This window comes from Mesorhizobium sp. LjNodule214 (genome assembly GCF_964252735.1).
Lineage (GTDB): Bacteria > Pseudomonadota > Alphaproteobacteria > Rhizobiales > Rhizobiaceae > Mesorhizobium.
In genome coordinates this window covers 1,953,166-1,976,524 of the sequence record NZ_CAXUPE020000002.1, presented here as the reverse complement: position 1 = coordinate 1,976,524, position 23,359 = coordinate 1,953,166, and the positions used below count along the sequence as shown (strand labels likewise).

General features: G+C 63.9%; 24 protein-coding genes. 11 read left to right on the top strand and 13 right to left on the bottom strand.

The annotated features are described in order from the left end of the window. Positions 1–1,611, bottom strand: coding sequence for an ABC transporter substrate-binding protein (locus ACSQ3Z_RS23350; protein WP_436173613.1), 1,611 nt, complete (start codon positions 1,609–1,611; stop codon positions 1–3). A gap of 384 nt (positions 1,612–1,995) precedes the next feature. Here ACSQ3Z_RS23350 and ACSQ3Z_RS23345 point away from each other — a divergent pair, with 384 nt between their 5' ends. Next, positions 1,996–3,180, top strand: coding sequence for a M24 family metallopeptidase (locus ACSQ3Z_RS23345; RefSeq protein ID WP_436173612.1), 1,185 nt, complete (start codon positions 1,996–1,998; stop codon positions 3,178–3,180). A gap of 121 nt (positions 3,181–3,301) precedes the next feature. Here ACSQ3Z_RS23345 and ACSQ3Z_RS23340 read toward each other — a convergent pair. The 4 genes from ACSQ3Z_RS23340 to ACSQ3Z_RS23325 all read right to left on the bottom strand — a co-directional run bounded on the left by ACSQ3Z_RS23340 (position 3,302) and on the right by ACSQ3Z_RS23325 (position 6,846). Then, a protein-coding gene (locus ACSQ3Z_RS23340; protein ID WP_436173611.1) for an IS630 family transposase occupies positions 3,302–4,250 on the bottom strand; the annotation gives its coding sequence in 2 pieces (ribosomal slippage) (positions 3,302–3,913 and positions 3,915–4,250; 948 coding nt in all). A 96-nt stretch (positions 4,251–4,346) separates the two neighbouring features. After that, on the bottom strand, positions 4,347–4,766 hold the full coding sequence (locus tag ACSQ3Z_RS23335; RefSeq protein WP_436173610.1) for a cupin domain-containing protein: 420 nt from the start codon (positions 4,764–4,766) through the stop codon (positions 4,347–4,349). Positions 4,767–4,770: 4 nt separating this feature from the next. Then, positions 4,771–5,637, bottom strand: a complete 867-nt coding sequence (locus tag ACSQ3Z_RS23330; protein ID WP_436173609.1) for a phosphoenolpyruvate hydrolase family protein — start codon at positions 5,635–5,637, stop codon at positions 4,771–4,773. Between the two features lie 12 nt (positions 5,638–5,649). Continuing rightward, complete coding sequence (locus ACSQ3Z_RS23325) at positions 5,650–6,846, bottom strand: Tm-1-like ATP-binding domain-containing protein (RefSeq protein ID WP_436173968.1); 1,197 nt, start codon at positions 6,844–6,846, stop codon at positions 5,650–5,652. 111 nt (positions 6,847–6,957) lie between these two features. On the opposite strand from ACSQ3Z_RS23325, the gene ACSQ3Z_RS23320 reads away from it, so the two are divergent. The 7 genes from ACSQ3Z_RS23320 (at position 6,958) to ACSQ3Z_RS23290 (ending at position 13,702) form a co-directional block, all read left to right on the top strand. After that, on the top strand, positions 6,958–7,653 hold the full coding sequence (locus tag ACSQ3Z_RS23320; protein WP_436173608.1) for a TetR/AcrR family transcriptional regulator: 696 nt from the start codon (positions 6,958–6,960) through the stop codon (positions 7,651–7,653). Between the two features lie 361 nt (positions 7,654–8,014). Next, entirely contained in the window at positions 8,015–9,331 is a 1,317-nt protein-coding gene (locus ACSQ3Z_RS23315) for an ABC transporter substrate-binding protein (RefSeq protein WP_436173607.1), read from the top strand. A gap of 68 nt (positions 9,332–9,399) precedes the next feature. After that, positions 9,400–10,305, top strand: a complete 906-nt coding sequence (locus ACSQ3Z_RS23310; RefSeq protein WP_436173606.1) for a carbohydrate ABC transporter permease — start codon at positions 9,400–9,402, stop codon at positions 10,303–10,305. Position 10,306: 1 nt separating this feature from the next. After that, on the top strand, positions 10,307–11,266 hold the full coding sequence (locus ACSQ3Z_RS23305) for a carbohydrate ABC transporter permease (RefSeq protein ID WP_436173605.1): 960 nt from the start codon (positions 10,307–10,309) through the stop codon (positions 11,264–11,266). After that, the gene (locus ACSQ3Z_RS23300) at positions 11,263–11,499 is read left to right on the top strand and encodes a hypothetical protein (protein ID WP_436173604.1); all 237 of its coding nucleotides are present in this window, start codon (positions 11,263–11,265) and stop codon (positions 11,497–11,499) included. Before ACSQ3Z_RS23305 ends, ACSQ3Z_RS23300 begins: the two co-directional genes overlap by 4 nt. Next, positions 11,496–12,599, top strand: a complete 1,104-nt coding sequence (locus ACSQ3Z_RS23295; RefSeq protein WP_436173603.1) for an ABC transporter ATP-binding protein — start codon at positions 11,496–11,498, stop codon at positions 12,597–12,599. The genes ACSQ3Z_RS23300 and ACSQ3Z_RS23295 overlap by 4 nt, the downstream gene beginning before the upstream one ends. Next, complete coding sequence (locus tag ACSQ3Z_RS23290; protein WP_436173602.1) at positions 12,599–13,702, top strand: ABC transporter ATP-binding protein; 1,104 nt, start codon at positions 12,599–12,601, stop codon at positions 13,700–13,702. The genes ACSQ3Z_RS23295 and ACSQ3Z_RS23290 overlap by 1 nt, the downstream gene beginning before the upstream one ends. A gap of 36 nt (positions 13,703–13,738) precedes the next feature. Here ACSQ3Z_RS23290 and ACSQ3Z_RS23285 read toward each other — a convergent pair whose 3' ends face one another. Beyond that, positions 13,739–14,170, bottom strand: a complete 432-nt coding sequence (locus ACSQ3Z_RS23285) for a DUF4437 domain-containing protein (protein ID WP_436173601.1) — start codon at positions 14,168–14,170, stop codon at positions 13,739–13,741. Positions 14,171–14,286: 116 nt separating this feature from the next. After that, on the bottom strand, positions 14,287–15,255 hold the full coding sequence (locus ACSQ3Z_RS23280) for an AraC family transcriptional regulator (protein ID WP_436173600.1): 969 nt from the start codon (positions 15,253–15,255) through the stop codon (positions 14,287–14,289). A gap of 91 nt (positions 15,256–15,346) precedes the next feature. On the opposite strand from ACSQ3Z_RS23280, the gene ACSQ3Z_RS23275 reads away from it, so the two are divergent. Then, complete coding sequence (locus ACSQ3Z_RS23275; RefSeq protein WP_436173599.1) at positions 15,347–16,561, top strand: MFS transporter; 1,215 nt, start codon at positions 15,347–15,349, stop codon at positions 16,559–16,561. A 50-nt stretch (positions 16,562–16,611) separates the two neighbouring features. Here the strand turns inward: ACSQ3Z_RS23275 and ACSQ3Z_RS23270 are convergent, their stop codons facing one another. Beyond that, positions 16,612–17,181, bottom strand: a complete 570-nt coding sequence (locus tag ACSQ3Z_RS23270) for a TetR/AcrR family transcriptional regulator (RefSeq protein WP_436173598.1) — start codon at positions 17,179–17,181, stop codon at positions 16,612–16,614. Positions 17,182–17,269: 88 nt separating this feature from the next. On the opposite strand from ACSQ3Z_RS23270, the gene ACSQ3Z_RS23265 reads away from it, so the two are divergent. Continuing rightward, on the top strand, positions 17,270–18,178 hold the full coding sequence (locus tag ACSQ3Z_RS23265) for an SDR family oxidoreductase (RefSeq protein ID WP_436173597.1): 909 nt from the start codon (positions 17,270–17,272) through the stop codon (positions 18,176–18,178). A gap of 2 nt (positions 18,179–18,180) precedes the next feature. On the opposite strand, the gene ACSQ3Z_RS23260 is transcribed toward ACSQ3Z_RS23265, so the two are convergent. After that, on the bottom strand, positions 18,181–18,528 hold the full coding sequence (locus ACSQ3Z_RS23260; RefSeq protein WP_436173596.1) for a GFA family protein: 348 nt from the start codon (positions 18,526–18,528) through the stop codon (positions 18,181–18,183). 127 nt (positions 18,529–18,655) lie between these two features. Here ACSQ3Z_RS23260 and ACSQ3Z_RS23255 point away from each other — a divergent pair, with 127 nt between their 5' ends. Beyond that, on the top strand, positions 18,656–19,954 hold the full coding sequence (locus ACSQ3Z_RS23255; protein ID WP_436173595.1) for an amidase: 1,299 nt from the start codon (positions 18,656–18,658) through the stop codon (positions 19,952–19,954). Between the two features lie 23 nt (positions 19,955–19,977). Here the strand turns inward: ACSQ3Z_RS23255 and ACSQ3Z_RS23250 are convergent, their stop codons facing one another. The 4 genes from ACSQ3Z_RS23250 to ACSQ3Z_RS23235 form a co-directional block, all read right to left on the bottom strand. After that, positions 19,978–20,364 (bottom strand): hypothetical protein, encoded by a 387-nt coding sequence (locus ACSQ3Z_RS23250; RefSeq protein ID WP_436173594.1) that lies wholly within the window; start codon positions 20,362–20,364, stop codon positions 19,978–19,980. A gap of 83 nt (positions 20,365–20,447) precedes the next feature. Further along, entirely contained in the window at positions 20,448–21,428 is a 981-nt protein-coding gene (locus tag ACSQ3Z_RS23245; protein ID WP_436173593.1) for a hydroxyacid dehydrogenase, read from the bottom strand. Between the two features lie 8 nt (positions 21,429–21,436). Continuing rightward, complete coding sequence (locus ACSQ3Z_RS23240) at positions 21,437–22,153, bottom strand: FadR/GntR family transcriptional regulator (protein ID WP_436173592.1); 717 nt, start codon at positions 22,151–22,153, stop codon at positions 21,437–21,439. Positions 22,154–22,155: 2 nt separating this feature from the next. Next, positions 22,156–23,325, bottom strand: coding sequence for a mandelate racemase/muconate lactonizing enzyme family protein (locus tag ACSQ3Z_RS23235; RefSeq protein WP_436173591.1), 1,170 nt, complete (start codon positions 23,323–23,325; stop codon positions 22,156–22,158). Positions 23,326–23,359: the final 34 nt, after the last annotated feature.

The following is a 23,359-nucleotide window of genomic DNA, read 5'->3' as shown; positions in this document are numbered from 1 at the left end:
TCACGATTCCAAATAGGTGTCCGCCCAGTTCGAGACCGCCCAGCGCGGGTTGTTGGCTATATTCCCGACCGTATCCCGCGCGACGCTGATGAAACTCCATTCGGCGACGTTGATCAGCGGCAAGTCGGCCGCCACCTTCTGCTGAAACTCCTTGTAGAGCTCGGTGCGGGCTGAGGTGTCGAGCGTCTCCGACGCCTTGGCGATGAACGCGTCGAGTTCCTCGTTCTTGTAGCCGCCCTGGTTGGAGAAGGGCACGCCGTCTGGGATGCCGCTCTGCACCAGGATGGTGGTCGAGATCGCCGGATCGCCGCGGAACACCGGCGGGCCGACGGCGAGGTCGAAGGCATGGTCGGTGTAGACCGCCTTGATGTGCGCGGGCGAGTCGTTGTTGACCAGCTCGGCGTCGATGCCGATGGCGGCCAGCGCCTGGCGCAGATAGTCGCCGAACTGCTTGGTCTCGTTGAAATAGGGCGCCGGCAAAAGTTTCAGCGAGAAGCGCTTGCCGTCGGGCCCCTTCTTGTAGCCGGCCTCGTCGAGCAGAGCGTTGGCCTTGGCGACGTCGAAGGGATAGGTCGGCACGTCGGCGGTGTAGAATTGCGGATCGTTCTTCGGCACCGGACCGGTGGCGGTGGCGGCATAGCCGAGGAACACCGTCTTGACGACGAAGTCCTTGTCGATGGCATGCGCGATCGCCTGGCGCACTTTCAGATCGGCCAGTTCCTTGCGGCGGTGGTTGATCTCGACGACGAGCTGGTAGGTGAGCCCCTCATAGCCCTTGGTGATGACCTTCAGGCCCGGCACCTTGGAGATGCGGTCGAGATCGGCCAGCGGCACGGCCGAGAAAGCGGCGAGCTGGATCTCCTCGGCTTCGAGTGCCGCCGCCGCCGAGGTGCGGTCCGGCAGCACCTGGTAGACGATCTCGTCGAGCCAGGGCTCGTCCTTGCCCCAGTAGTCGGTGTTCCTCACCAGTCGGTAGTACTGGCCGGCCTTGTATTCGGCGAACTTGAACGGGCCGGTGCCGACCGGCGCATTGTTGGCCGGGTTCTCCTCGATCTTGCCAGTCTCGTAGATGTGCTTCGGCACGACGCTGCTCAGCGCCGGCAGGGCGTTGCGGATCAGCTGGAACGGCGTCGGATTGGCGAATTTGAACACGGCGGTGAGATCGTCCGGCGTGTCGACGGCGGCGAGATCCTTGAACACGGTGCGGCCGAGATTCTGCAGCGGCTTCCAGATCTGCAGTGCCGAGAAGGCGACGTCGGCCGACGTGAAGGGCTTGCCGTCATGCCATTTGACGCCGTCGCGCAGCTTGAAGGTCACCGATAGCCCATCGGCAGCGCCTTCCCACGAGAGCGCCAAGCGCGGCTGCAGCCCATCCTTACCGTCGAAGGAGGCTTCGGCCAGCGTTTCGACGACCTTGCTGGAAATGAAAAAGACGCCGTTTGAGGCGACGATTGCCGGGTTGAGGTTGCGCGGCTCGGAATCGGCGGCGACGACCAGCCGTCCGCCCTTTTTCGGCGTCTGCGCCCAGCCGATCACCGGCATGGCGGTGGAGGCGAGCAGGGCCGCCGAACCGGCAAGCACCGTGCGCCTGGAAATGGTGAAACCTGACATGATCGACCTCCGTCCTCTCCGCACCCGGCCGGGTGCGCCAATCCCCTCGACGCCAGCGGGTCCGCGAGCATCCTTGCGGCGGCGATTATGGCCCTTGCGAAGGGTTTCGCCAGAGACGGAATTGGCGCATGCTGCCGTGGCTTTGAAATTTTCGTCCGCTGGACCAGTTGTTGGCCAAGCGGGTCAAGGTGCTGATCTGGCAATACCAGATTTGGCAAGTGATGCGCGAGAACTCGGCATTGTAAAGTCTGTTGCGACCTCAGCGCCATTTCTGGCTGGACCAGTGCGGCGAAAATAGTGCAGATTTGGCCGACAGCCAGACGATCAGCGACCAGCTCAGCCGGCAAGTCGGCTCGACCGGCCGGCACATTCAGGGAGAGAACAATGAACATCGCCCCGGGCAAGAGCGCCATCGGCACCATTCCGTTCGACCAGGCGAGGCTCGACGGGCTGATGGAGGAAGCCGGCATCGATGTGCTGCTCGCTACCTCCAAGCACAACACGCAGTACCTGCTTGGCGGCTACAAGTTCATCTTCTTCGCCGCCATGGATGCGATCGGCCACAGTCGATACCTGCCTGTCGTCGTCTACGAGAAGGGCGGGCCGGACCATGCCGCCTATATAGGCAACCGCATGGAAGGCGCCGAGCATCAGAACAACCCGTTCTGGACGCCGACCCTGCACGCCGCCTGCTGGGGCACGCTCGACGCCGCCAACCTCGCTGTCGAGCATGTGCGCAAAATCGGCAAGGCAGGAGCACGCATCGGCATCGAGCCGGCTTTCTTGCCGTCGGATGCCTATACGCTCATCCGTAAAACGCTGCCGGATGCAAAACTGGTCGACGCGACGGACATGCTGGAGCGCATGCGCGCCATCAAGACGGAAGCGGAGCTGGAGAAGCTGCGCATCGCCTCCGAGTTGATTACCGATTCCATGCTGGCGACGATTGGCTGGGCGCGCGAGGGCACAACCAAGACCGAGATCATCGAGCAACTGAGGCGCGAGGAGACCAACCGCGGCGCGCATTTCGAATATTGCCTGCTGACGCTGGGCTCCAGCCACAACCGCGCCGCCTCACCGCAGGCGTGGAAGCAGGGCGAGGTGCTGTCGATCGATTCCGGCGGCAATTATCACGGCTATATCGGCGACCTCTGTCGCATGGGCATTCTGGGCGAGCCGGACGCGGAGCTCGAGGACCTGCTGGCCGAGGTCGAGACGGTGCAGCAGGCCGCCTTCTCCAAGGTCAGAGCGGGCACGCTCGGCGGTGACATGATTTCTTTCGCAGAGGGCGTGCTGAAGAAATCGAAGGTTGCGCCCTACACCGATTTCTTCGCCCATGGCATGGGGCTGATCACGCATGAGGCGCCGTTCCTGATGACCAATCATCCGGTCACCTATGAAGGCACCTATGCCGCAAAGCCGCTGGAGAAGAACATGGTGCTGTCGGTCGAGACGACCATGCTTCATCCGACACGTGGCTTCATCAAGCTGGAGGATACGCTGGCGGTGACTGACAACGGTTACGTCATGTTCGGCGACCGGGGCAGGGGGTGGAACAGGGGTGGGTGAGCGGTCGGTTCGCGGAGCGAATTCATCGCGCCAGTGGCACGATGAAAGGCCAGCGAACGCCGGGACGTTGCGGGGCAGCGGGGACCCGGCTGGGCGACCGTCGGGTTCTCTCTAGACTCCTTCATGTTTTGACGGAAGCGTATCCAGCGTTGTTGAAGTAGTTTGCGCATTCGTCTGGCTTGATTGTTCCGACGAGGGTGCCGAGATGGCGCCAGGTGTCTTCGATAGTTCGCTTCTGGGCGTGGCGCATCCAATGTTTGATCTTGGCGAAGGTCTGCTCGATCGGGTTGAGATCGGGTGAATAGGGCGGCAGGAACCAGAGCCTTGCGCCGGCGGCCTTGATGGCGTGACGGATGGCTGCAGATTTATGGCTGCCCAGATTGTCCATGATCACGATGTCGCCTGGCCGCAGGGTCGGGAGCAGTTGCTGACGGACATAAGCGCGGAAGCATTCACCGTTGATCGGGCCGTCGAAGACGCATGGCGCGGTGAGTTCGTCGCAGCGCAATGCGCCCAGGAAGGTCAGGGTTCGCCAATGGCCATGCGGGGCAAAGCCGCGCAGGCGCTGTCCCCTTGGCCCCCAGCCGCGAAGTGGGGCCATGTTGGTCTTGATCCACGTCTCGTCGATGAAGACCAGACGCGCCGGATCGAGGCGACCCTGCCACGACCTCCAGCGCTGGCGGCGACGAGCTATGTCGGCTCGGGCCTGCTCAAGAGCGAACAGCGTTTTTTTTGAAGCTCAGGCCCTCGCGCCTCAAGAACACCCAGACCGCGTTGTGCGAGACCATCACCCCGCGCGCGGCCAACTCATCCTTCAGCCGATGCAGCGTCAGATCAGAGGTCTGGTTGATCCGCTCCACGATGAAGGCCCGATGCGGCTCCAGAATACGCTTGCGGTGTCCACCCATCTTGCCCGGCGCAACCGAGCCGGTGGCACGGTAACGCTGCGACCACTTCACCACCGAGGACACTGCGACGCCAAAACGCGACGCCACCACACGGCAGCTCTCGCCGGTGCCGACGGCTTCAACAACACGCTCACGAAGATCGTTCGAAAGGGCTCGTGTCATCAGACGCTGGCCTCCGTCCAGCCAGCATCTTGAATCACAAACCAGCTGCTTTGGGAATCCTACGATTCTCTCAAGAAATGAAACGCTCTAACGCCCCTACTTCCCTTCCGCCGGCAGCAGCCTGAAATCGGGCAACTCCCGCAGCGCCAGTTCCGGTCCGGCCGGCGAATAGACGACAAAAAGCTGCATCGGACCGTCGCCGGTGTTCAACGTCGAGTGGAAGCGGCTTTCCGGCACGTAGATGGTGCAGCCGGGGCCGACTTTCGCGACGACCGGATTGCCCTGCTCGTCCTCGACCATCTGCTCGCCATGGCCCGAGATGACGAAGATGATTTCTTCCGCGCCCGGATGATTGTGGCGGGTGTGGCCCTTGCCGGACGGCAGGTCGACGACGCCGCCGGAAAAGCGCTCCGCACCGTTCACTTCCGGAGCGACCGTCAATGCCAGCCTGCCCCAGTCGAAGCCGAAGGCGCTGACGTCCTTCGGGTATACGAACACCTTGCTCTTGTCGGCCATCGTTTCATCTCTTCTTTTTCTTCGCGATAGTTTTCGAGCCACCAAACGCGACGGCCTTGAAATCCGCGGTCTGTTTGGCGATCGCGGCTTCCGCTGGCAGCCGCTCCATCGAGCTGGCGCCGTAAAAGCCGTGCAAGCCCTCACAGCGTTCCAGAATGTAACGGGCGTCGTCCGGCATCGAAATCGGCCCGCCATGGCAAAGCAGGATGACGTCCTTGCGCACCGATCGCGCGGCAGCGGCGATGGCGTCGATCTCCTTCACGCAATCGTCGAGTGACTTGGCCGAGGTGGCACCGATCGAACCGCCCGTCGTCACGCCCATATGGGCGACGACGATGTCGGCGCCGGCCTTGGTCATGGCGCGCACCTCGTCCGGGTTGAAGACATAGGGCGTGGTCAAGAGGTCGAGCTGGTGCGCCTCGGCGATCATGTCGACCTCGAGCCCGAAGCCCATGCCGGTCTCCTCGAAGCTTTGCCGCATCTGGCCGTCGAACAGGCCGATGGTGGGAAAGTTCTGAACGCCGGAAAAGCCCATCGTCTTCAGCTCGGCCAGGAACAGCGGCATGATGATGAAAGGATCGGTGCCGTTGACGCCGGCCAGCACCGGCGTCTTCTTCACCACCGGCAGCACCTCATAGGCCATCTCCTTGACGATCTCGTTGGCATTGCCGTAGGCGAGCAGGCCGGCGGCCGAGCCGCGCCCGGCCATGCGGTAACGGCCGGAATTGTAGATGATGATGAGGTCGATGCCGCCGGCCTCCTCGGCCTTTGCCGACAGGCCGGTGCCGGCGCCGCCGCCGACGATCGGCACGCCGTCGGCGATCATCTTGCGGAATTTTTCCAGGATTTTCTTGCGCGGAATGGCGGCCATGCTTGTCAGGTCTCACTTGCTGGCAATGTCGAGAAAGGCAGCGGTTGCGGCCCTGGCGAATTCTGGATCGTTGATGTGCAGGGGCAGGCGGGTCACGCGTCGCGTCGGGGTCGGCTTGATCGTGCGTTCGATGGCTTCGAACAGCGCGGCGTCGGCTGCTGGATCGAAGAAGGCGCCGCCTTCGATGTCGAGCGCCGAGACGCCCTTTTCGGGGATCAGGAAATGGACCGGACCCTGGCAGCGGCTCAATCTTCCGCCGATCCATTCGCCGATCTGGCGGCATTCGTCGGCTGTCGTGCGCATCAGCGTCACATTGGAATTGTGCTCGTAGAACAACCGTCCGCGATAGCGCTCGGGAATGGTCGGCGGCGCCCAGAAATTCACCATGTCGAGCGCGCCGGCCGAGCCGACATAGGGCAGCTTCGAGCGGGCAATGGCGCCGAAGCGGTCTTCGGTCGCCGGCAGCACGCCGCCGAACAGGAGATCGCAGACCTCGGTCGTGGTGATGTCGATGACGCCGGCGAGCAGGCCAGAGTCGGCGAGCTTCTCCATGGTGCGGCCGCCGGTACCGGTGGCGTGGAAGACCATGCAGTCATAAGTGGCGCGCAACTGATCGGCGATGGCTGTCACGCAAGGCGTGGTGACGCCGAACATGGTGAGGCCAAGCGATGGCTTGCCGTCGGCCGATGGCGCGGGCTTCGCTGCCATGCCGGCAATGGCCTGGGCGGCATTGTGCAGCACGACACGTGACAGCCGGTTGAGACCGGCCATGTCGGTGACGGACGGCATCATGACGATGTCGGAGACGTCGACATAAGGCGCAGTATCGCCGGAGGCGAGCGTCGAGACCATGATCTTGGGCAGGCCGAGCGGCAACGTGCGCATGCCTGAGGTGACGATCGAGGTGCCGCCACCGCCGCCGATGCCGATCATGCCTGCAATGTCGGTGCGCGACTGCGCGAACCGGGCGAAGGCGGCGGCCATCGCCGCCACCGACATGCCACGGTCGTCACTTCCCAGCACGGCGTTGCGGCCCTCGTGATGGTGGCCGGCGACCTCCTCGGCGGGAATATCAACCGGCACGGTGGCGGCGCGCGTTCCGACATCGACACGGGTGACGGCAGCACCCGTGGCGGCGATCGCGTCGGCCAGGAAGGCTAGTTCTTCGCCCTTGGTGTCGGCGGTGCCCACCACGTAGATGCGCTTCATCGCGTTTCCCCGGTCCTTGGCGTGCCCGGCGTCGTCGCCTGCCACTCTCTGCAGGCCGCTCGGCAGCGCCAAGGCCATTGCAATTTTTTGAGACGCGCGTATCGTATTGACATGGATGTCTCACGTCAACAAGCCGCAATGAACGATGATGCCGAGCAGAGAGTAAATCAGGCGACCGAGCGCGGGGCTCGCGCCCGCACAAGGCGGCTGATGCTGGAGACGGCGACGCGGCTGATGCAGGCTGGCGCCACGCCCTCGGTGAGCGAGGTGGCGGAAGCAGCCGAAGTGTCCCGTGCGACCGCCTATCGCTATTTTCCGAGCCAGGCGGCATTGGTGCAGGCGGTGGTCGATCAAGGGCTCGGCCCGATCCTCACCTGGCATTCGACTTCCGCCGATCCCGAGCGCCGGGTCGCCGAATTGTTCGGTGCAGCGATGCCGCGCATCGAGGCGTTCGAGGCAACGTTCAAGGCAGCATTGAAGCTGTCGCTCGAGCAGTGGGCGCAGCGGCAGGCGGGCACGCTGGGCGGCGAGCCGCAATTCACCCGCGGCCATCGCGTCGAGCTTTTGAAGGACGCGATCGCTCCGCTCAAGGGCCAACTGCCGCCGCGCGAATTCAGGCGCCTGGCGCAGGCGCTATCGCTGATCTTCGGCGTCGAGATGCTGATCGTGCTGAAGGACATATGGGGCCTGGACAGCCGCAAGATGATGTCGGTCGCGCAATGGGCGGCTGGCGCCCTGGTGCGGGCGGCGGTGGCGGAATCAGTGGGCGATGGAGATGGGGCCGCGCGACCGGCGGTCGCAAAATAAACGCGAATCTGGTTCGACCAGATACGGAAGCCAGCTACACATAGTAATTGTGCTGACACAACCAAAACAAGACCCATATGTATCAAGGAGTAGGAAAATTAAGGTAAAACAGGCAGATACCGCCGCGGATGGGTTGCCTGACAGTCGCTGATCGAAGAAGAAAGAGCTTGACGTGCATTTGAAAGTGGTAATACCAGATCAGGACCGATAAAGCGGATCGAAAGTGAGGGCTGCGATCCATTTTCCGGCCGGGCGAGGAGGCCCAGAACCGGAAATGTGCCACCACGGGAAGAACTACCAGGGCCGGCCTCGCTGCCGGCTCGTATGACACGGTAGAATGCGCACAAGGGAGGAAATCATTATGCGCAAGACAATGACCAGCCTGCTTGCTGGTATCGGCTTAGTGCTCGCCTGCGGAACGTCCGTCTACGCGCAGGATAAGGAACTCACCATATTCTGGGCTGAATGGGATCCGGCCAACTATCTGCAGGAACTCGGCAACGAGTACGAGAAGGAAACCGGCGTCAAGATCACGGTGGAAACCACACCGTGGCCCGACTTCCAGACCAAGGCCTTCACCGAGTTCAACGCCCATGGCGACGCCTATGATATGGTCGTCGGCGACTCGCAATGGCTCGGCGCCGGATCGACCGGTGGCCATTATGTCGACCTGACCGACTTCTTCAACAAGCACAAGCTGGGCGAGGTGATGGCACCGGCAACGGTGAAATACTATGCCGAATATCCGGGCGGCAGCAGCAAGTACTGGGCCATTCCGCTCGAAGGCGACGCCGTCGGCTGGTCCTATCGCAAGGACTGGTTCGAGGACCCGAAGGAGAAGGAAGCCTTCAAGGCCAAATACGGCTACGACCTCGACGTGCCGAAGGATTTCAAGGCGCTGCGCGACATTGCCGAATTCTTCCACCGACCGGACCAGAAGAAGTACGGCATCGCCATCTACACCGACAATTCCTATGACGCGATGGCGATGGGCTTCGAGAACGCGCTGTTCTCCTATGGCGGCGAGTTGGGCGACTATACGACCTACAAGGTCGACGGCTTCATCAATTCCGACAAGGCGATCGCCGCGCTCGACGCCTACCGGGAGCTCTACACGTTCACGCCTCCGGGCTGGGCGAAGGCGTTCTTCGTCGAGGACAACCAGGCGATCACCGAGAACCTGGCCGCGATGAGCATGAACTACTTCGCGTTCTTCCCCTCGCTGATCAACGAGGCGTCGAACCCGAATGCCAAGAACACCGGCTTCTTCGCCAACCCTCCGGGGCCGAACGGCGACCAGTTCGCGGCACTTGGCGGTCAGGGCATCTCCATCGTTTCCTACTCGCAGAAGCAGGAAGAGGCGGTGAAGTTCCTCGAATGGTTCATCAAGGACGAGACCCAGAAGAAGTGGGCAGCGCTTGGCGGCTATACCTGCAGCGCGGCGGTGCTGAAGTCGCCCGAGTTCCAGAACGCCACGCCCTACAACAAGGCCTTCTACGAGACCATGTTCAAGGTGAAGGATTTCTGGGCGGTGCCGGAATATGCCGAACTGCTGCAGCAGCTCAACCAGCGCATCTATCCCTACGTGATCGGTGGACCTGGCACCGCCAAGGAGACGCTGGACGCGCTGGCCGGCGACTGGAACGCGACCTTCAAGAAATACGGCCGCGGCCAATAACAGTCATGCCTGACGGGGGAGGCCATCATGCCTCCTCCGTTTGTCTTTGAAGAATCTGGAGCAGGGTTTTGGCGACCACGATGATCACGACGCTGGACAGGTCCTCGCGGGCCGCTGCCCGCGGCCTCAGCGACATTTCGATCCGCAATCTCTTCATCATCCCGACGATCCTGTTCCTGATCGTCTTCAACATCTTCCCGCTGATCTATTCGCTGGGCTATTCCTTTACCGATTTCCGCGCCTCGACCAATGCGCCGGCGAATTTCGTCGGGCTGCAGAACTATCGCGACCTGCTCAACGACCCCTATGTCTGGTCAAACTTCGCCATCACTGCCAAATACGTCATCATCTCGGTCGCCGGGCAGCTGCTGGTCGGTTTCGGCGTCGCCATGCTGCTCAACCGCGACATTCCGTTGAAGGGCTTGCTGACGACGCTGCTGCTTTTGCCGATGATGCTGTCGATGGCGGTGGTCGGCCTGTTTTGGAAACTGCTCTACGATCCGTCTTTCGGCATCATCAACTACGCGCTCGGCCTCGGCACCTTCGAATGGCTGTCGGATCCGAACATGGCGCTTTATGCGGTGGCGCTGACCGACATCTGGATGTGGTCGCCCTTCGTCATGCTCTTGTCACTGGCCGGTCTCTCGGCGGTGCCGAAGCATCTCTACGAAGCCGCCGCGATCGACCGCGCCGGGCCGTTCTACACCTTCTTCCGCATCACGCTGCCGCTGGTGGCGCCGATCCTGATGATCGCGGTCATCTTCCGCACCATGGAAGCATTCAAGACCTTCGACCTTGCCTACATCCTGACCAGCCAGCCGACGGCCGAACTGATCTCGATCCGGCTTTACAAGATGGCATTCCAGGAATGGCAGACCGGGCGCTCCTGCGCGATGGCCTACATCGTGCTGATCATGGTGCTGGCGATCACCAACATCTATGTGAAGTACCTCAACAAGGTGAAGGAGCGCTGAGATGGCTGCCGTGCGCACTTCTTCCGAGATCGGCTTCAACCGTGCGGCAATCGTCGCGGTGCTGGTGGTGACGATCATCTTCCTTGCGCCGATCTACTGGATTGCCTCGACGGCGTTCAAGCCGCGCAATCTCGCCACCACTATCCCCCCGACGGTCGTCTTCCAGCCGGAAATATCGCCCTTCGTCAAGCTGTTCGCCAAGCGCTCGCAGATGCGCAACGCGGCGTCGCCGGAGGAGTATGCAGCCGCTCCCTGGTGGGAGCGCGTCGTCTTCGACGGCGGCGAAAAGATCGTGCGTGACGGCAAGGGCCAGGTGCAGTGGTCCGGCTATCCGAGCCGCTTCATGAACTCGTTGATCGTGGCCATAACCTCGACGGTACTGGCGGTCGGCATGGGCACCTTCACCGCCTACGGCTTCTCGCGCTTCAGGGTGAAGGGGGAGGCGGACCTGCTCTTCTTCATCCTGTCGACGCGTATGCTGCCGCCGGTGGTCGTCGCGATCCCGATGTTCCTGATGTACCGGGCGGTCGGGCTCAACGATTCCCATCTCGGCCTGATCATCCTCTACACCGCCTTCAACCTGTCCTTCTCGGTCTGGCTGATGAAAGGCTTCATGGACGAGATCCCGAAGGAATATGAGGAGGCGGCGCTCGTCGATGGCTATACGCGCATGGAGGCCTTCTTCAAGATCGTGCTGCCCGAGGCCGCCACCGGCATCGCCGCCACCGCCGTCTTCTGCTTTATCACGGCGTGGAACGAATATGCCTTCGCACTGATCATGACCAGCCGCCGTGCCCAGACAGCACCGCCCTTCATCCCCAGCCAGATCGGCTCCGGCCTGCCGGACTGGACGGTGATCGCTGCTGGAACCTTCCTGTTCCTGCTGCCGGTCGCGATCTTCACCTTCATGCTCCGCAACCATCTCTTGCGCGGCATGTCGTTCGGAGCGATCCGCAAATGAGCTTTCGCGCCATCAACCAGAAATACCTGGAACCCGGCTCGCAGATCCTGATGGTGCTCGGCATCATCGCGCTCTGCCAGCCCTGGAACATGCTGCTGCACAGCTATGGCGTGACCATCATCCTGATCGGGCTGATCGGCTTCAACATCACGTCGAAGATCGCGCCGGAGGAAGAGGCCGGCACCGGTCATGGCGCAGATGCGCAAGCGCGAAATCCGGGAGCACCGCATTGACCCAGATCGAGCTTCGCGGCGTGCAGAAATATTTCGGCGCCGTCCAGGTCATCAAGGACCTCAACCTCAAGATCGACGACAACGAGTTCATCGTGCTGCTCGGCCAGTCGGGATGCGGCAAGACGACGACGCTGCGCGCCATTGCCGGCCTGGAGACGATCGACGGCGGCGACATCCTGATCGACGGCAAGCCGGTGCAGCACCTCAAGGCTGCCGACCGCGACATCGCCATGGTCTTCCAGTCGTTCTCGCTCTATCCGCATATGAGCGTCTACGAGAACATCGCCTTTCCGCTCAGGGCAACGCGCAAGAGCAAGGCCGAGATCGACCAGGAAGTGCGCTCGGTCGCCAAGACGCTGCAGATCTCCGATCTGTTGGCGAAGAAACCGTCGGCGCTGTCGGGTGGCGACATGCAGCGCGTCGCCATCGGCCGGGCGCTGGTGCGGCGGCCGAAGGCGATGCTGATGGACGAGCCGATCGGCGCGCTCGACGCCAAGCTGCGCGAAGAGATGCGGGCCGAGATCAAGCGGCTGCATATCAAGCAAGGCTCGACCAGCATCTACGTCACCCACGACCAGATCGAGGCGATGAGCCTCGCCGACCGCATCGTCATCATGCATGAGGGCGTGTTGCAGCAGGTCGGATCGCCGGACGAGGTCTATTCGCAACCGGCCAATCTGTTCGTGGCGCAGTTCGTCGGCAGCCCGGTGATGAATGTCGCCGAGGCCTCGGTCACGGAAAAGGCTTCGGCCGCCTCGGTCACGGTCGGTGACGCGACCAGCGGCTTCGAGTTCCCGCGCGCGCTTTTGTCGAAGCTCAACGGTCATGCCGGCGGCAAGCTCGCACTCGGCATCCGGCCGGAAGGGGTGATCGTGCGCCATGAGGCAGCGGAAGGCTTCCTGCCGGTCGAGACGCAGATCGTTGAGCCGCTCGGATCCTTCGACATCGTCGACATCAAGGTCGGCTCCGAGATGATGCGTGCGCGCACCAAGAGCGGCTTCGTCAGCGGACCCGGCGAGAAGGTCTTCGCCAGGATCGACCCGACGCAGGCGCATTTCTTCGACGTGGCGAGCGGCAAGTCGCTTGGGGTGAGACTCTGATGGCCCATATCCAGCTGAAAAACATCTCGAAGAGCTTCGGCAATCACACCGCGCTCACCGGGCTCAATCTAGACATCGCCGACGGCGAGTTCTTCGTGCTGCTCGGCGAGACCGGCGCCGGCAAGACGACGACGCTGCGCATGATCGCGGGTCTCGAGAAGCCGAGCGAAGGCCAGGTCTTCATCGACGGCGTCGATGTCGCCGACTGGGGTGCGGCCGAGCGCGACGTGGCGCTGGTGCTGCAGCAATATTCGCTCTATCCGCGCTACACGGTGCGCGAGAACCTCGAATTCCCGCTGAAGCCGAAGATCCGCCGGCTGCCCGATGCCGAGATCAAGGATCGCGTCGACCGCGCGGCCAGGACGCTGCGCATCGAGCATCTGCTCGACCGCAAGACCGACCGGCTCTCGGGCGGCGAGATGCAGCGCGTTTCCATTGGCCGCGCGATCGTACGCAAGCCGCGCGTGTTCCTGATGGACGAGCCGCTGTCGGCGCTCGACGCCAAGCTGCGCGAGGCGCTGCGTACAGAGCTGAAGAACCTGCAGATGCAGCTTGGCGCCACCTTCCTGTTCGTGACGCACGACCAGATCGAGGCGATGTCGATGGGCGACAAGGTCGGCGTGCTCAACCATGGCCGCATCGTCCAGACCGGCACGCCGCAGGAGATCTACAACAATCCGCGCGACACCTATGTGGCAAGCTTCGTCGGCTCGCCGCCGATGAACCTGATCGAGGGCAGGCTGGTCGACAACCGCGCGGTGATGGCGCCGATGAATTTCGAACTGCCGTTCTCAGGTGGAGCCAGGACTTCTTGGGGGTTAAACACGGGCGGTGCGACCGACGGTCGCCCGCTCGTCTTCGGCATCCGTCCCGAGGACGTCTATCTGGAGAGCGGTGCGCCGGTCGAGGCGCGGGTGCATGATGTCGAGAACCATGGCGTCGAGAAGATCCTGACGCTCAGGGTCGGCGACACGATGCTGCGTGCCACAGTGCCGGCGAGGACCGATGTCGAGATCGAGCAACCGGTGCGGTTCGCGTGGAACCCGGACAAGGTGGTGCTGTTCGACAAGGGCAGCGGCGTGAGCTTGCGGCACGCAAGTTAGTTTGCTGCTTTGCGCGACTGTTTCGCCGACCGGCCGCTATTTCGGGAAGTAGGTCTCGTAGGGCGTATCGTTGATCAAAAGGATCACGCACTCGGTGTCTGACAGGCACGCATCGTCGTGCATCTCATTGGCCTTCTGGGTCCAGTAGGATCCCGGGGAAAGCTCGACCTTGGTCGCTTCGCCGCCGTCCATCTGCCAGTGCGCCCAGAGCCCCTTTATGACCACCGCGCGATAGTCCGCGGTGTGCGCATGAACCGGCGCCCGCCAGTTGCCGGGAACCTTGAGCAACGTGCCCGCCGGGCCCTTGGCCCGTTCGCCCCATAGCGGCCCGAGCCGATGCGGCTGGTCGGGCACTTCGGCGACATAGGGGATCTTGTCGGCCGGCAGGTAGCTGTCTTCAAGGGCAAATGCCCGTCCCGGAATGAAGGACAGGGCGGCGAGGGCAAACAATGCAGAGCGTCTGGCCATAGCGGGTTCCTCCGCCGGCCAGATTATTCGCGAGACGTCGCCGGGCAATGACGCTCCGTCCAAAAGATTTGGCAATTCCTCCAGGCCAGCAACTGGCCGCGCGGGCCGGGCTTCCATCAGGGCTCTATGTCGCCGCCGTTGTTACGCAAATGGCTTGGCGCTATGCCCATGACCCGCTTGAAGGCGCGGCTGAAGGACGCTTCCGAATCGTAACCCAATTTCGCCGCCGCGACGGATACTCTCATACCGTCGCGGGCCAGCCATTGCCGCGCCTGGTGCATGCGCACGCGCAGGACATATTTGGCCGGCGTCTCGCCGACCACGGTGGCGAAACGCTGGGCGAAGGCGGAGCGCGATGCCCCCATTGTCCGCGCGAGCGCTTCGACCGTCCAGTCGCGGTCCGGCTGCAGGTGAATGGCGGCGAGCACCTTGCCGACATCCGGATTTCTGACCGCGGCGATCCAACCGGTGGCGTCGCCGCAGCCATTCTCCACCCAGGAGCGGATGATCGTGGCGGCGAGCACATCGGCAAGGCGCGCCAGAATGCCGCCCGATCCGACCCGGTCCATCGTCACCTCGCCGGCCATCGCATCGAGCAGATGCTGGATGCCCGGCGCATTCGCCATCAGCTCATGGGCGCGCATCAGGTCGGGCATCATGTCCAGCAAAGGATGCGATCCGTCGAGATTGAAATGCATGCTGCCGCAGAACAGCAATGTCTTGGGGCCGCCGCACTCGTTCGAGACGTCGTAGATGTTCTCGCACACCGGTTCGATGCTGTAGCGGCCGATCGGCACGGCGGGCACGCCCGGGGCGCTGGCCAGGATGTGCTCGTCGCCGCGCGGGATCAGCAGCGCGTCGCCCACCGTCAGTTCGATCCATTCCTTCGCCGGCGAGAACAGCCAGCAGCCCTGCTGGCCGATGAAGTGGAAGCGCGCCGCCTTCTGGGCAGGGAAGGAGACAGCCCACGGCTCACCGAGGACACAGCGGCCATAGTCGACGCCATCGAGACGCAGGCCGCGCAGCATGTCGCTGAGTGGATCGCCGGAACCCGGCAGCGCAGTTTTGGACGAATTGTAATTCATTCCGGTGTTTCTAGCATGGAAACTCCAGATGGTCACTCCCTATGTTGCATTGCAGCCAAATGTTGCGCTGCAACCAGACCGGAGATCCATCATGACCGAGCCCGCCGCAGGCGTCATCGACGCCACTGTTCTCGACTCTTCCGAAACCGAAGAACGCACCGAGCCGGCGTGGGGGGCGGTGGTGTCGCTGGCACTCGGCGTGTTCGGCCTGGTGACCGCCGAATTCCTGCCCGCCAGCCTGCTGACGCGGCTGGCGCAGGATCTCGGCATCACCGAAGGTGCGGCCGGCCAAGCGGTGACGGCGACGGCCGTCGTCGGGGCGATCGCCGCGCCGACCATGGCCATCGTCACCAAGCGGCTCGACCGCAGGCTGGTCATGTGGGGGCTGACGGTGCTGCTGATCGTCTCGAACCTGCTCGCGGCCTTCGCGTCGTCGCTCCCTGTGCTGCTTGCGGCCCGCGTCGTTCTTGGCGTCGCCCTCGGCGGCTTCTGGTCGATGTCGGCGGCGATGGCGATGAGGCTGGTGCCGATGCGGCTGATGCCGCGCGCCATGTCGATCATCCTCACCGGCGTTTCGGTCGCTACCGTCACCGCGGCCCCGGTCGGCGCCTATGTCGGCGATGTCTGGGGCTGGCGGACCGCCTTCATGATCGCGGCGATCGTCGGCGCGCTGGCGCTGCTGGTGCAGATCGCAACGCTTCCAAAGCTGCCGCCGGCCGGCGTGGCAAGTTTCGGTACCTTGCTGGAGGTGCTGAAGCGGCCGATGATCCGGGTAGCGCTTCTGGTCGTGCTGCTGGTCGCCTCGGGGCACTTTGCCGGCTTCACCTATGTGCGCCCCTATCTGGAGCAGGTTCCCGTCCTGCCGATCGAGACCATCTCGCTCGTGCTTCTGGCCTATGGCATTGGCGGCTTCTTCGGCAATTTCGCCGGCGGCTTCATGGCCGAGCGCAGCCTCAAGACAGCGGTCGGCCTGGCGCCCCTGCTCATCGCCTTGTCGGCTCTCGTGCTGCTCACGCTCGGCGCCTCGCCGGTGACGGCGGCAATCGCGGTCACCGCTTGGGGCTTTGCCTTCGGCGCCGTGCCGGTCGGCTTGCAGACCTGGCTGGTGCGCGCCGCGCCCGACCAGGCCGAGAGCGCCGGCGGGCTGATGGTCGCGACGTTCCAGGTGGCGATCGCGCTGGGCGCGGTGTTTGGCGGGTTGCTGGTCGATCACGCCGGCGTTGCCAGCGCCTTTGCCTATTGCGGAACGGCGACGCTGCTGGCGGCGCTGGTTGCCTTCCTGCTCGGCCCGAAGCGCGCAAGCTAGGTCAACTGTTGACGCTCGACGCCTTCCGCATCGATCGGCCCGATACCCGGCTACGGGTTTCGGGCTGAAATCGCCGCCACGAAACGCTTCAGGCTGTGCTCGACATAGGCGGTCAGCTCCCTATCGGGGTCGAAGCTCCACCACAGCAGCGAGCCCTGCCAGTGGGATGCCATCAGCAGGCCGATGTCTTGCGGCATGTCGGGCACGTCGGCGAAGCAGCCGGCGAGCACCTTGCTGAGCACCGCCTTCCAGCTGGCGCCGCGCGCCCGCAGCACCGGATCGCGCAGATCCTCGCGCAGGACGAGCAGACCTTCGGCATAGGATTCGATGTCGCCGTAGCCCTTGGACAAGGCGACCAGCAACTGGATAGCCCCGGCTGGAGTCTTCGGAACCGAGCGGGCGAGGTCCTCGGTTTTCCGGTCGAGCCCATCCCAGGCGAAAAGCAAGGTGCGTTGCTTCAGCTGTGCCTTGCTCTTGAAACGCTGCACCAGCGTCGACCCTGAAAGGCCACATGCTTGCGCCAGCCGCTCGAAGGTCAGCGCTTCCGGGCCATCGGAATGGATCAGCCGGTACGCAGCCTCCAGCACCTGCTCGTCGGGTTGGGTTTTTGGCCGGGTCATCTTGACATCCAATTATAAACGAATGATCATTTATAAATGACTGAAGAGATGAAAGCCAGTCCGATGAGTTGCTTTTTGGGAGGGTTTCATGACGCCTGAAGGAAAAGTCGCCCTTGTCGCCGGCGCCACGCGCGGCGCGGGCCGTGGCATAGCGGTCGAACTCGGTGCGGCCGGCGCCACCGTCTATGTCACCGGGCGGACGACACGAACCCAGCAGTCCGACTATGGCCGTCTGGAGACCATCGAGGAAACGGCGGAACTGGTGACGGCGCAAGGCGGCAAGGGCATCGCCGTTCAGGTCGACCATCTCATAGCGGACGATGTGCGCAGGCTGGTCGAGCGCATCCGCGCCGAACAGGGCCGCCTCGATATCCTGGTCAACGACCTGTGGGGCGGCGAAAAACTGTTCGAGTGGAACAAGCCGGTCTGGGAGCACAATCTCGACAACGGCTTGCGCCTGCTGCGCCTGGCGATCGACACGCATCTGATCACCGCGCACCATGCGCTGCCGTTGATGATCGAGCGGCCGGGCGGACTGCATGTCGAGGTCACCGACGGCACCGCCGAATACAATGCCGACCACTACCGGCTGTCGCCTTTCTATGACCTTGCCAAGGTGGCGGCGACGCGCATGGCATGGGCGCACGCCAAGGATCTCGCCCCGCATGGCGCAACGTCGGTTTGCCTGACGCCGGGCTGGTTGCGGTCCGAAATGATGCTGGAGGCGTTCGGTGTCACCGAAGAGAACTGGCGCGACGCGACCGCGAAGGTGCCGCACTTCATCATCTCGGAGACCCCGCGCTTCATTGGCCGCGCGATTGCGGCACTGGCCGCGGATCCCGAGCGTTCGCGCTGGAACGGGCAGTCGCTGTCGAGCGGCGGGCTGGCGCGGGTCTATGGCTTTACCGATCTCGACGGCTCACGCCCGGATGCCTGGCGCTACGTTCCGGAAGTCCAGGATGCCGGAAAGCCGGCCGACGCGACGGGATACCGCTGAGTTCAGGCCAACCGGCCGTCGAAATCGAAGACCTCCACCGCGGCCAGATCCAGATCGTCGAGGCAGTTGATGTTGACGTAGGCGCTGCGCTCGCTGCCTTCGCTGACGTCCTCGGCGAAAGGGTGGATGCCGCAACTCCGGCAGAAGCGATGCGCGATGGCGCCCCTGCCGAACGTATACCGGCCGAGGTCGTCGCCCCAGGCAACCAGGCGCAGCCTATCATGCGACACGGCCCACAGCAGCGCGCCTTTGCGGGCGCAGATCGAGCAATTGCATCGCACGGCCGCGGACAAACCGCCTTCGACCTCGAACGCCACCTTGCGGCAATGACAGCTGCCTTTGTAGACCATCGTTTTTTCCCTTTCCTTCGGTCCGGCAGGTGCAAACTTGCCGCCGCCGGGCTATGCCTCTCTCTCGCAGGCCTGATGCTGGCCTCTGCCTGAAAGACGTTGCAGCCTTCCGGAATCCGACAGCGACATGCCATCAGCACGCGATCGTCTTGAAGTTATCCTGTCGCGTCTCGCCGCCCGCGCCGGCGACGAGCGCGTCTTCACAAGACTCTACCAGGAAGTGGCGCGCGCGGCTGCCGATGCCGCCGACGCCCGCCGGAAGGCCGGCGTGACGCTTGGGCCGCTCGACGGCATGATCGTCTCGATCAAGGACCTGTTCGATGTCGCCGGCGAGCCGACCACGGCTGGTTCAGACATGCTGAGGACAGCGTCGCCGGCGCCGCGCGATGCGGCCATCGTGCGGCGGCTGCGACAGGCTGGCGCCGTCATCCTCGGCAAGACCAACATGACCGAATTCGCCTTCACCGCGATCGGCGACAACCTGCACTACGGCACGCCCGGTAATGCGACCGACGCCAGCCTGATCCCGGGCGGCTCGTCGTCCGGCGCCGGCGTTGCGGTGGGGGAAGGCACGAGCGAGATCTCGATCGGCTCCGATACAGGCGGCTCGGTGCGCATTCCGGCATCGCTCAACGGTGTTGTCGGGTTCAAGCCGACGGCGCGGCGCGTGCCGCGCGACGGCGCGTTTCCGTTGTCGACGACCCTGGATTCCATCGGGCCACTCGCCCGCAGCGTCGCCCAATGCGCCGCTGCCGACGCGGTGATGGCCGGTGAGGAACCCGCCTTACTGGTTCCGGCATCACTTGCCGGCCTGCGTGTCGGCATTCCGCGCGGCGTGCTGTTCGAGGAGACGGAAGGTCAGGTGGCGACAGCGTTCGATCAGTGCCTTCGCAAGGTCGAACTGGCCGGCGCACGGATCGCGGACCTGTCGATCGACGATTTGCTGGCAGACATGCGCGCGGCGACCAAGCGGGGCACGATCGCTGCGATGGAAGGCGCCGAAATCCATGCCGACTGGCTTACGACGGGCGCATCGGTGCCGGTCGACCCACACGTCAGCGGACCCTTGTCGCGGGCGCTCGCCGTTCCCGCGTCGGTCTATATGAGGACGATCCGGCGCCGGAAGGCGTTGGCCGCCGCCATGGAGGAGCGGCTGGCGTCTATCGATGTGCTCGCCTCGCCGACGACGCCAATCGTTGCGCCGTCGATCGTCTCGATGGCCAGCGACGAAGCGCTGCGCGGCAGGGCGGAAGGGCTGCTGCTGCGCAATACCCAGGTCGCCAACCAGTTCGACCTTTGCGCCATCTCGCTGCCGATGCCGGGAACGGCGCGACCCGCCGGCCTGATGCTGATGGCGCGCAGCGGCCATGACCATCATCTTTTCCGCTTCGCAGCGGCCGTCGAGGCGCTGCTTGGCCGTCCATAGGGTGAGATCGCGGGCTGACGCTTTCAGCGGGCCGAACAATGGCTGCGTTCGCTTTCCCTCGACGCACGCTCGATGCCGGTCGCGACCAAAGTCGGCAGCGTGTATTGCTGGCCGTGATGGGTCTCGGTCCGATTCTCGATGGAGCCGACAACGACGAGCTTGCCGGCATAAAGCTTGTCCGAGAGATCGAGTGCCTTGTCTTCCTGCGGCAGCCCCTCGATGTCGATCGACACGCCCTTGACGATCTTGCCGGTGGCGAGGTCGAGCGCGCTGTTCGAGGGGCAGGGCGCCACCACGCAGCGCAGGCCGTTGTCACAGAACACGTAGCTGTGCTGTCCGTCAGCGAAAGCCTGCGTCGTTGCGCAGACGCTGATGATCAAGGCAAGAAATCGGACGGCTGCGCTGGACATGACGGCCACCGTCGCCACCGAATTCGAGAAAATTGAGGCACCCCTTGGTGCGACCATTTCCGCACCCCAAAGGCTCATCGCGTTTAGGCGTCGACCGGAAACCGCCGTCGGTATTGTTGTACCACTTCCGGATTGCGCAGATTGACCGGCATCTTGTTGGCCAGCACCAGCAAGGCTTCGCCGGCGGCGCCGACGCCCATGCGCATCATCGATTCCTCGGTGATCCCGGCCATGTGCGGGGTGATAATGACATTGTCGAAGCCGAAATAGGGATGGCTCGCCGACAGCGGCTGCGTCGCAAACACATCGAGCGCCGCGCCGCCGATGCGTCCCTTCTGCAAGGCCTCGATCAGCGCGTCATCGTCGACCACCGGCCCGCGCGAGACGTTGATCAGCAAGGCATGCGGCTTCATGCGGGCGATGCGCTCGCGGCTGATCAGGCCGCGCGTCTCGTCGGTCAGCGGGCAGCACAGAACGATGATGTCGCTCTGCTCGACCAGCGCATCGATCGACAGGAAGCCGACTCGATCGGGCGCCGGCCGCATGCTGCGCGTCGTCGCCACCACGTTGAGATCGAAGCCGTGCGCGGCGATGTGGCCGACCGCCTGGCCGACGGCGCCGAGGCCGACAATGCCGATCGTCTTGCCGGCGAGTTCGCTGTTGGCGTTGGCGTGCTCGCGGCCGGCGAGCCAGCCTTTTGCGCGCAGATCGCGGTCGACCATGCGAAAGCGTCGAAAGAGGGCCAGCGTCACGAACATCACGTGCTCGGCGACCGAGCGCGCATTGACCGCCGGCACATTCGCCACCAGCACGCCGGCCGCCGTCGCCGCGTCCATCGGGATCATGTCGAGGCCGGCGCCGTGGCGGATCGCGGCGCGCAGCTTCGCAGCACCTTCGAAAAGAGCGGGCGGCAGAGGCGCGCGGACAATGACGATGTCGGCATCCTTGGCTTCGTTGGCGAGCGTCCTGGCTTCGAGGGCGGAGGCGACGACGAGCCTGCCGGCCCCGGCCAGCATGGCCGTGGCGCGCGGGTGCAGCGGATGGGTCGACAGGATCTTGGGCATCTTCTGCGTCAGGCCTTTTCGAGCACCGGGCTCGGAGGCTCGGCCGCCTTGCCGCCGATCAGGCCTTTCCAATAGCTCTCCGCGCCCTGCAGATGGGCGCTCATCAGCGCCTGGGCGAGATTGCCGTCACGGCGCAGCAGCGCCTCGTAGATCTGGATGTGCTCGGCATGCGAGCGCACGCTGCGTTCGAGATCGTTGAAATAGATCGGCAGGCGCAACTCGCCCATCAGATAATAGACGCTGCAGATGTTGTGGAAGATGCCGTTCTTGGTGGCTCGCACGATCTCGAGATGGAATTCGCGGTCTTCCTTGGCGAGGCCCTCGCCGGCGGCGATGCGTTCTTCCGAGGCCTTCAGGATCTCGCGCAGCCGCTCGAAATTCTCTTCGGTGGCGCGCGAACAGGCAAGCTCGGCGGCCTTGATCTCATGGATCTTGCGCAATTCGACCGTCTCGTAGATCTGGATCGGATCGAGAGGCAGGCCGGCGCGCGCAAAAAGCGCCAGCGCTTCCACGCTCGCCTGCTTGGTATCGACATAGATGCCGGATTTGGCGCGGCGCTCGACGATGCGCATAGCTTCGAGGATGGCCAGCGCCTCGCGGATCTGGCCGCGGCTGACGCCGAAATGCTCCGCCAGTTCACGTTCCGACGGGGTGCGGCCTGTCTCCTTGTCCGAATTGGAGAACAGATAGGCGGCGAGTTCGGCGAGAAGGTTCTTTTCTTTCATCGTCAGCAGCGTTGCGCGTGCGCCTCCAGGAATCGTTCCGAAAGAGTGAACCCCAAACCAGGCTTTTCAGGGATCGCTATCATACCGTCCTTAGCTTCGACAGTCTCTTCGATAAGATCATGGATCATCGGGTTGGCGCCGAGCGAATATTCGACGGTGAAGCTCGCCGGCGAAGCAGCGCAGACATGCAGCCCGGCAAAGAAGCAGGGCGCGCCGGCCCACAGATGTGGCGCAAAGCGCAGATTGAAGGCGCTGGCGATGGTGCCGATCTTCATCGCCTCGCTGATGCCTCCGCAAAAGGCCGGATCCGGCTGGAAGATGTCGGCGGATTTGAGCACGGCGAGATCGCGGAAGGCATAGCGCGTCGCCTCGCTTTCGCCGGTGGCGATCGGGATGGAGCCGCTGGCGCGCACCTCGGCCATGCCGGGCTTGTCGTCGGCAATCACCGGCTCCTCGAACCAGGCGAGGTCGAGGTCACCGGTGAGATGCATGAAGCGCTTCGCTTCGGCGACCGTATAGGTGCCATGCGCGTCGACCATCAGTTCGATACCGGGGCCGAGCGCCTGCCTTGCGGCGCGGACGCGGGCGGCGGAGATGTGCGGGGCGCCGTCCATGGCGCCGATGCGCATCTTCAGCGCCTTGAAGCCGCCCTTGGCGATGTAGGATTTGAGCTGGTCGCCGATGGCGTCGGCGGCAGCCCAGCCGCCGGACGCATAGGCCTGCATGCGCTCGACTTTGCGGCCGCCGAGCAGCCGCCAGACCGGCTGTCCCAGCGACTTGCCGAGAATGTCCCAGAGCGCGATGTCGACGGCGCTGATCGCGGCGATGCTCATGCCGCGTCGCGCCAGTTGCGGCATGGCGTGGCCGGCGTGGGCTGCGGTCTCGTGGCGCACGCCGTTGTAAAGCATCTCCCAGATGACGCCGATGTCGGCCGGGTCGCGGCCGATCAGCTGCGGGGCGACCTCGTGGTTCAGCATATGGACGAGCGCGCCGTAGCTGCCGGCGCTGCCGGCGGCGTTCTTGCCTTCGCCCCAGCCGACGAGACCGTCATCGGTCTCGATACGCAGGATGGTGGCATCGAACGTCGTCACCTGGCCGAAGTCGCTGCGATGCTGCCGCGCGACTTCGATCGGTATGCGAACCCACCATGCCTGGACCGTCTTGATGCGCATGTTCTTCCCCGGCCCCGCCGCCGGCCGGGCGGAA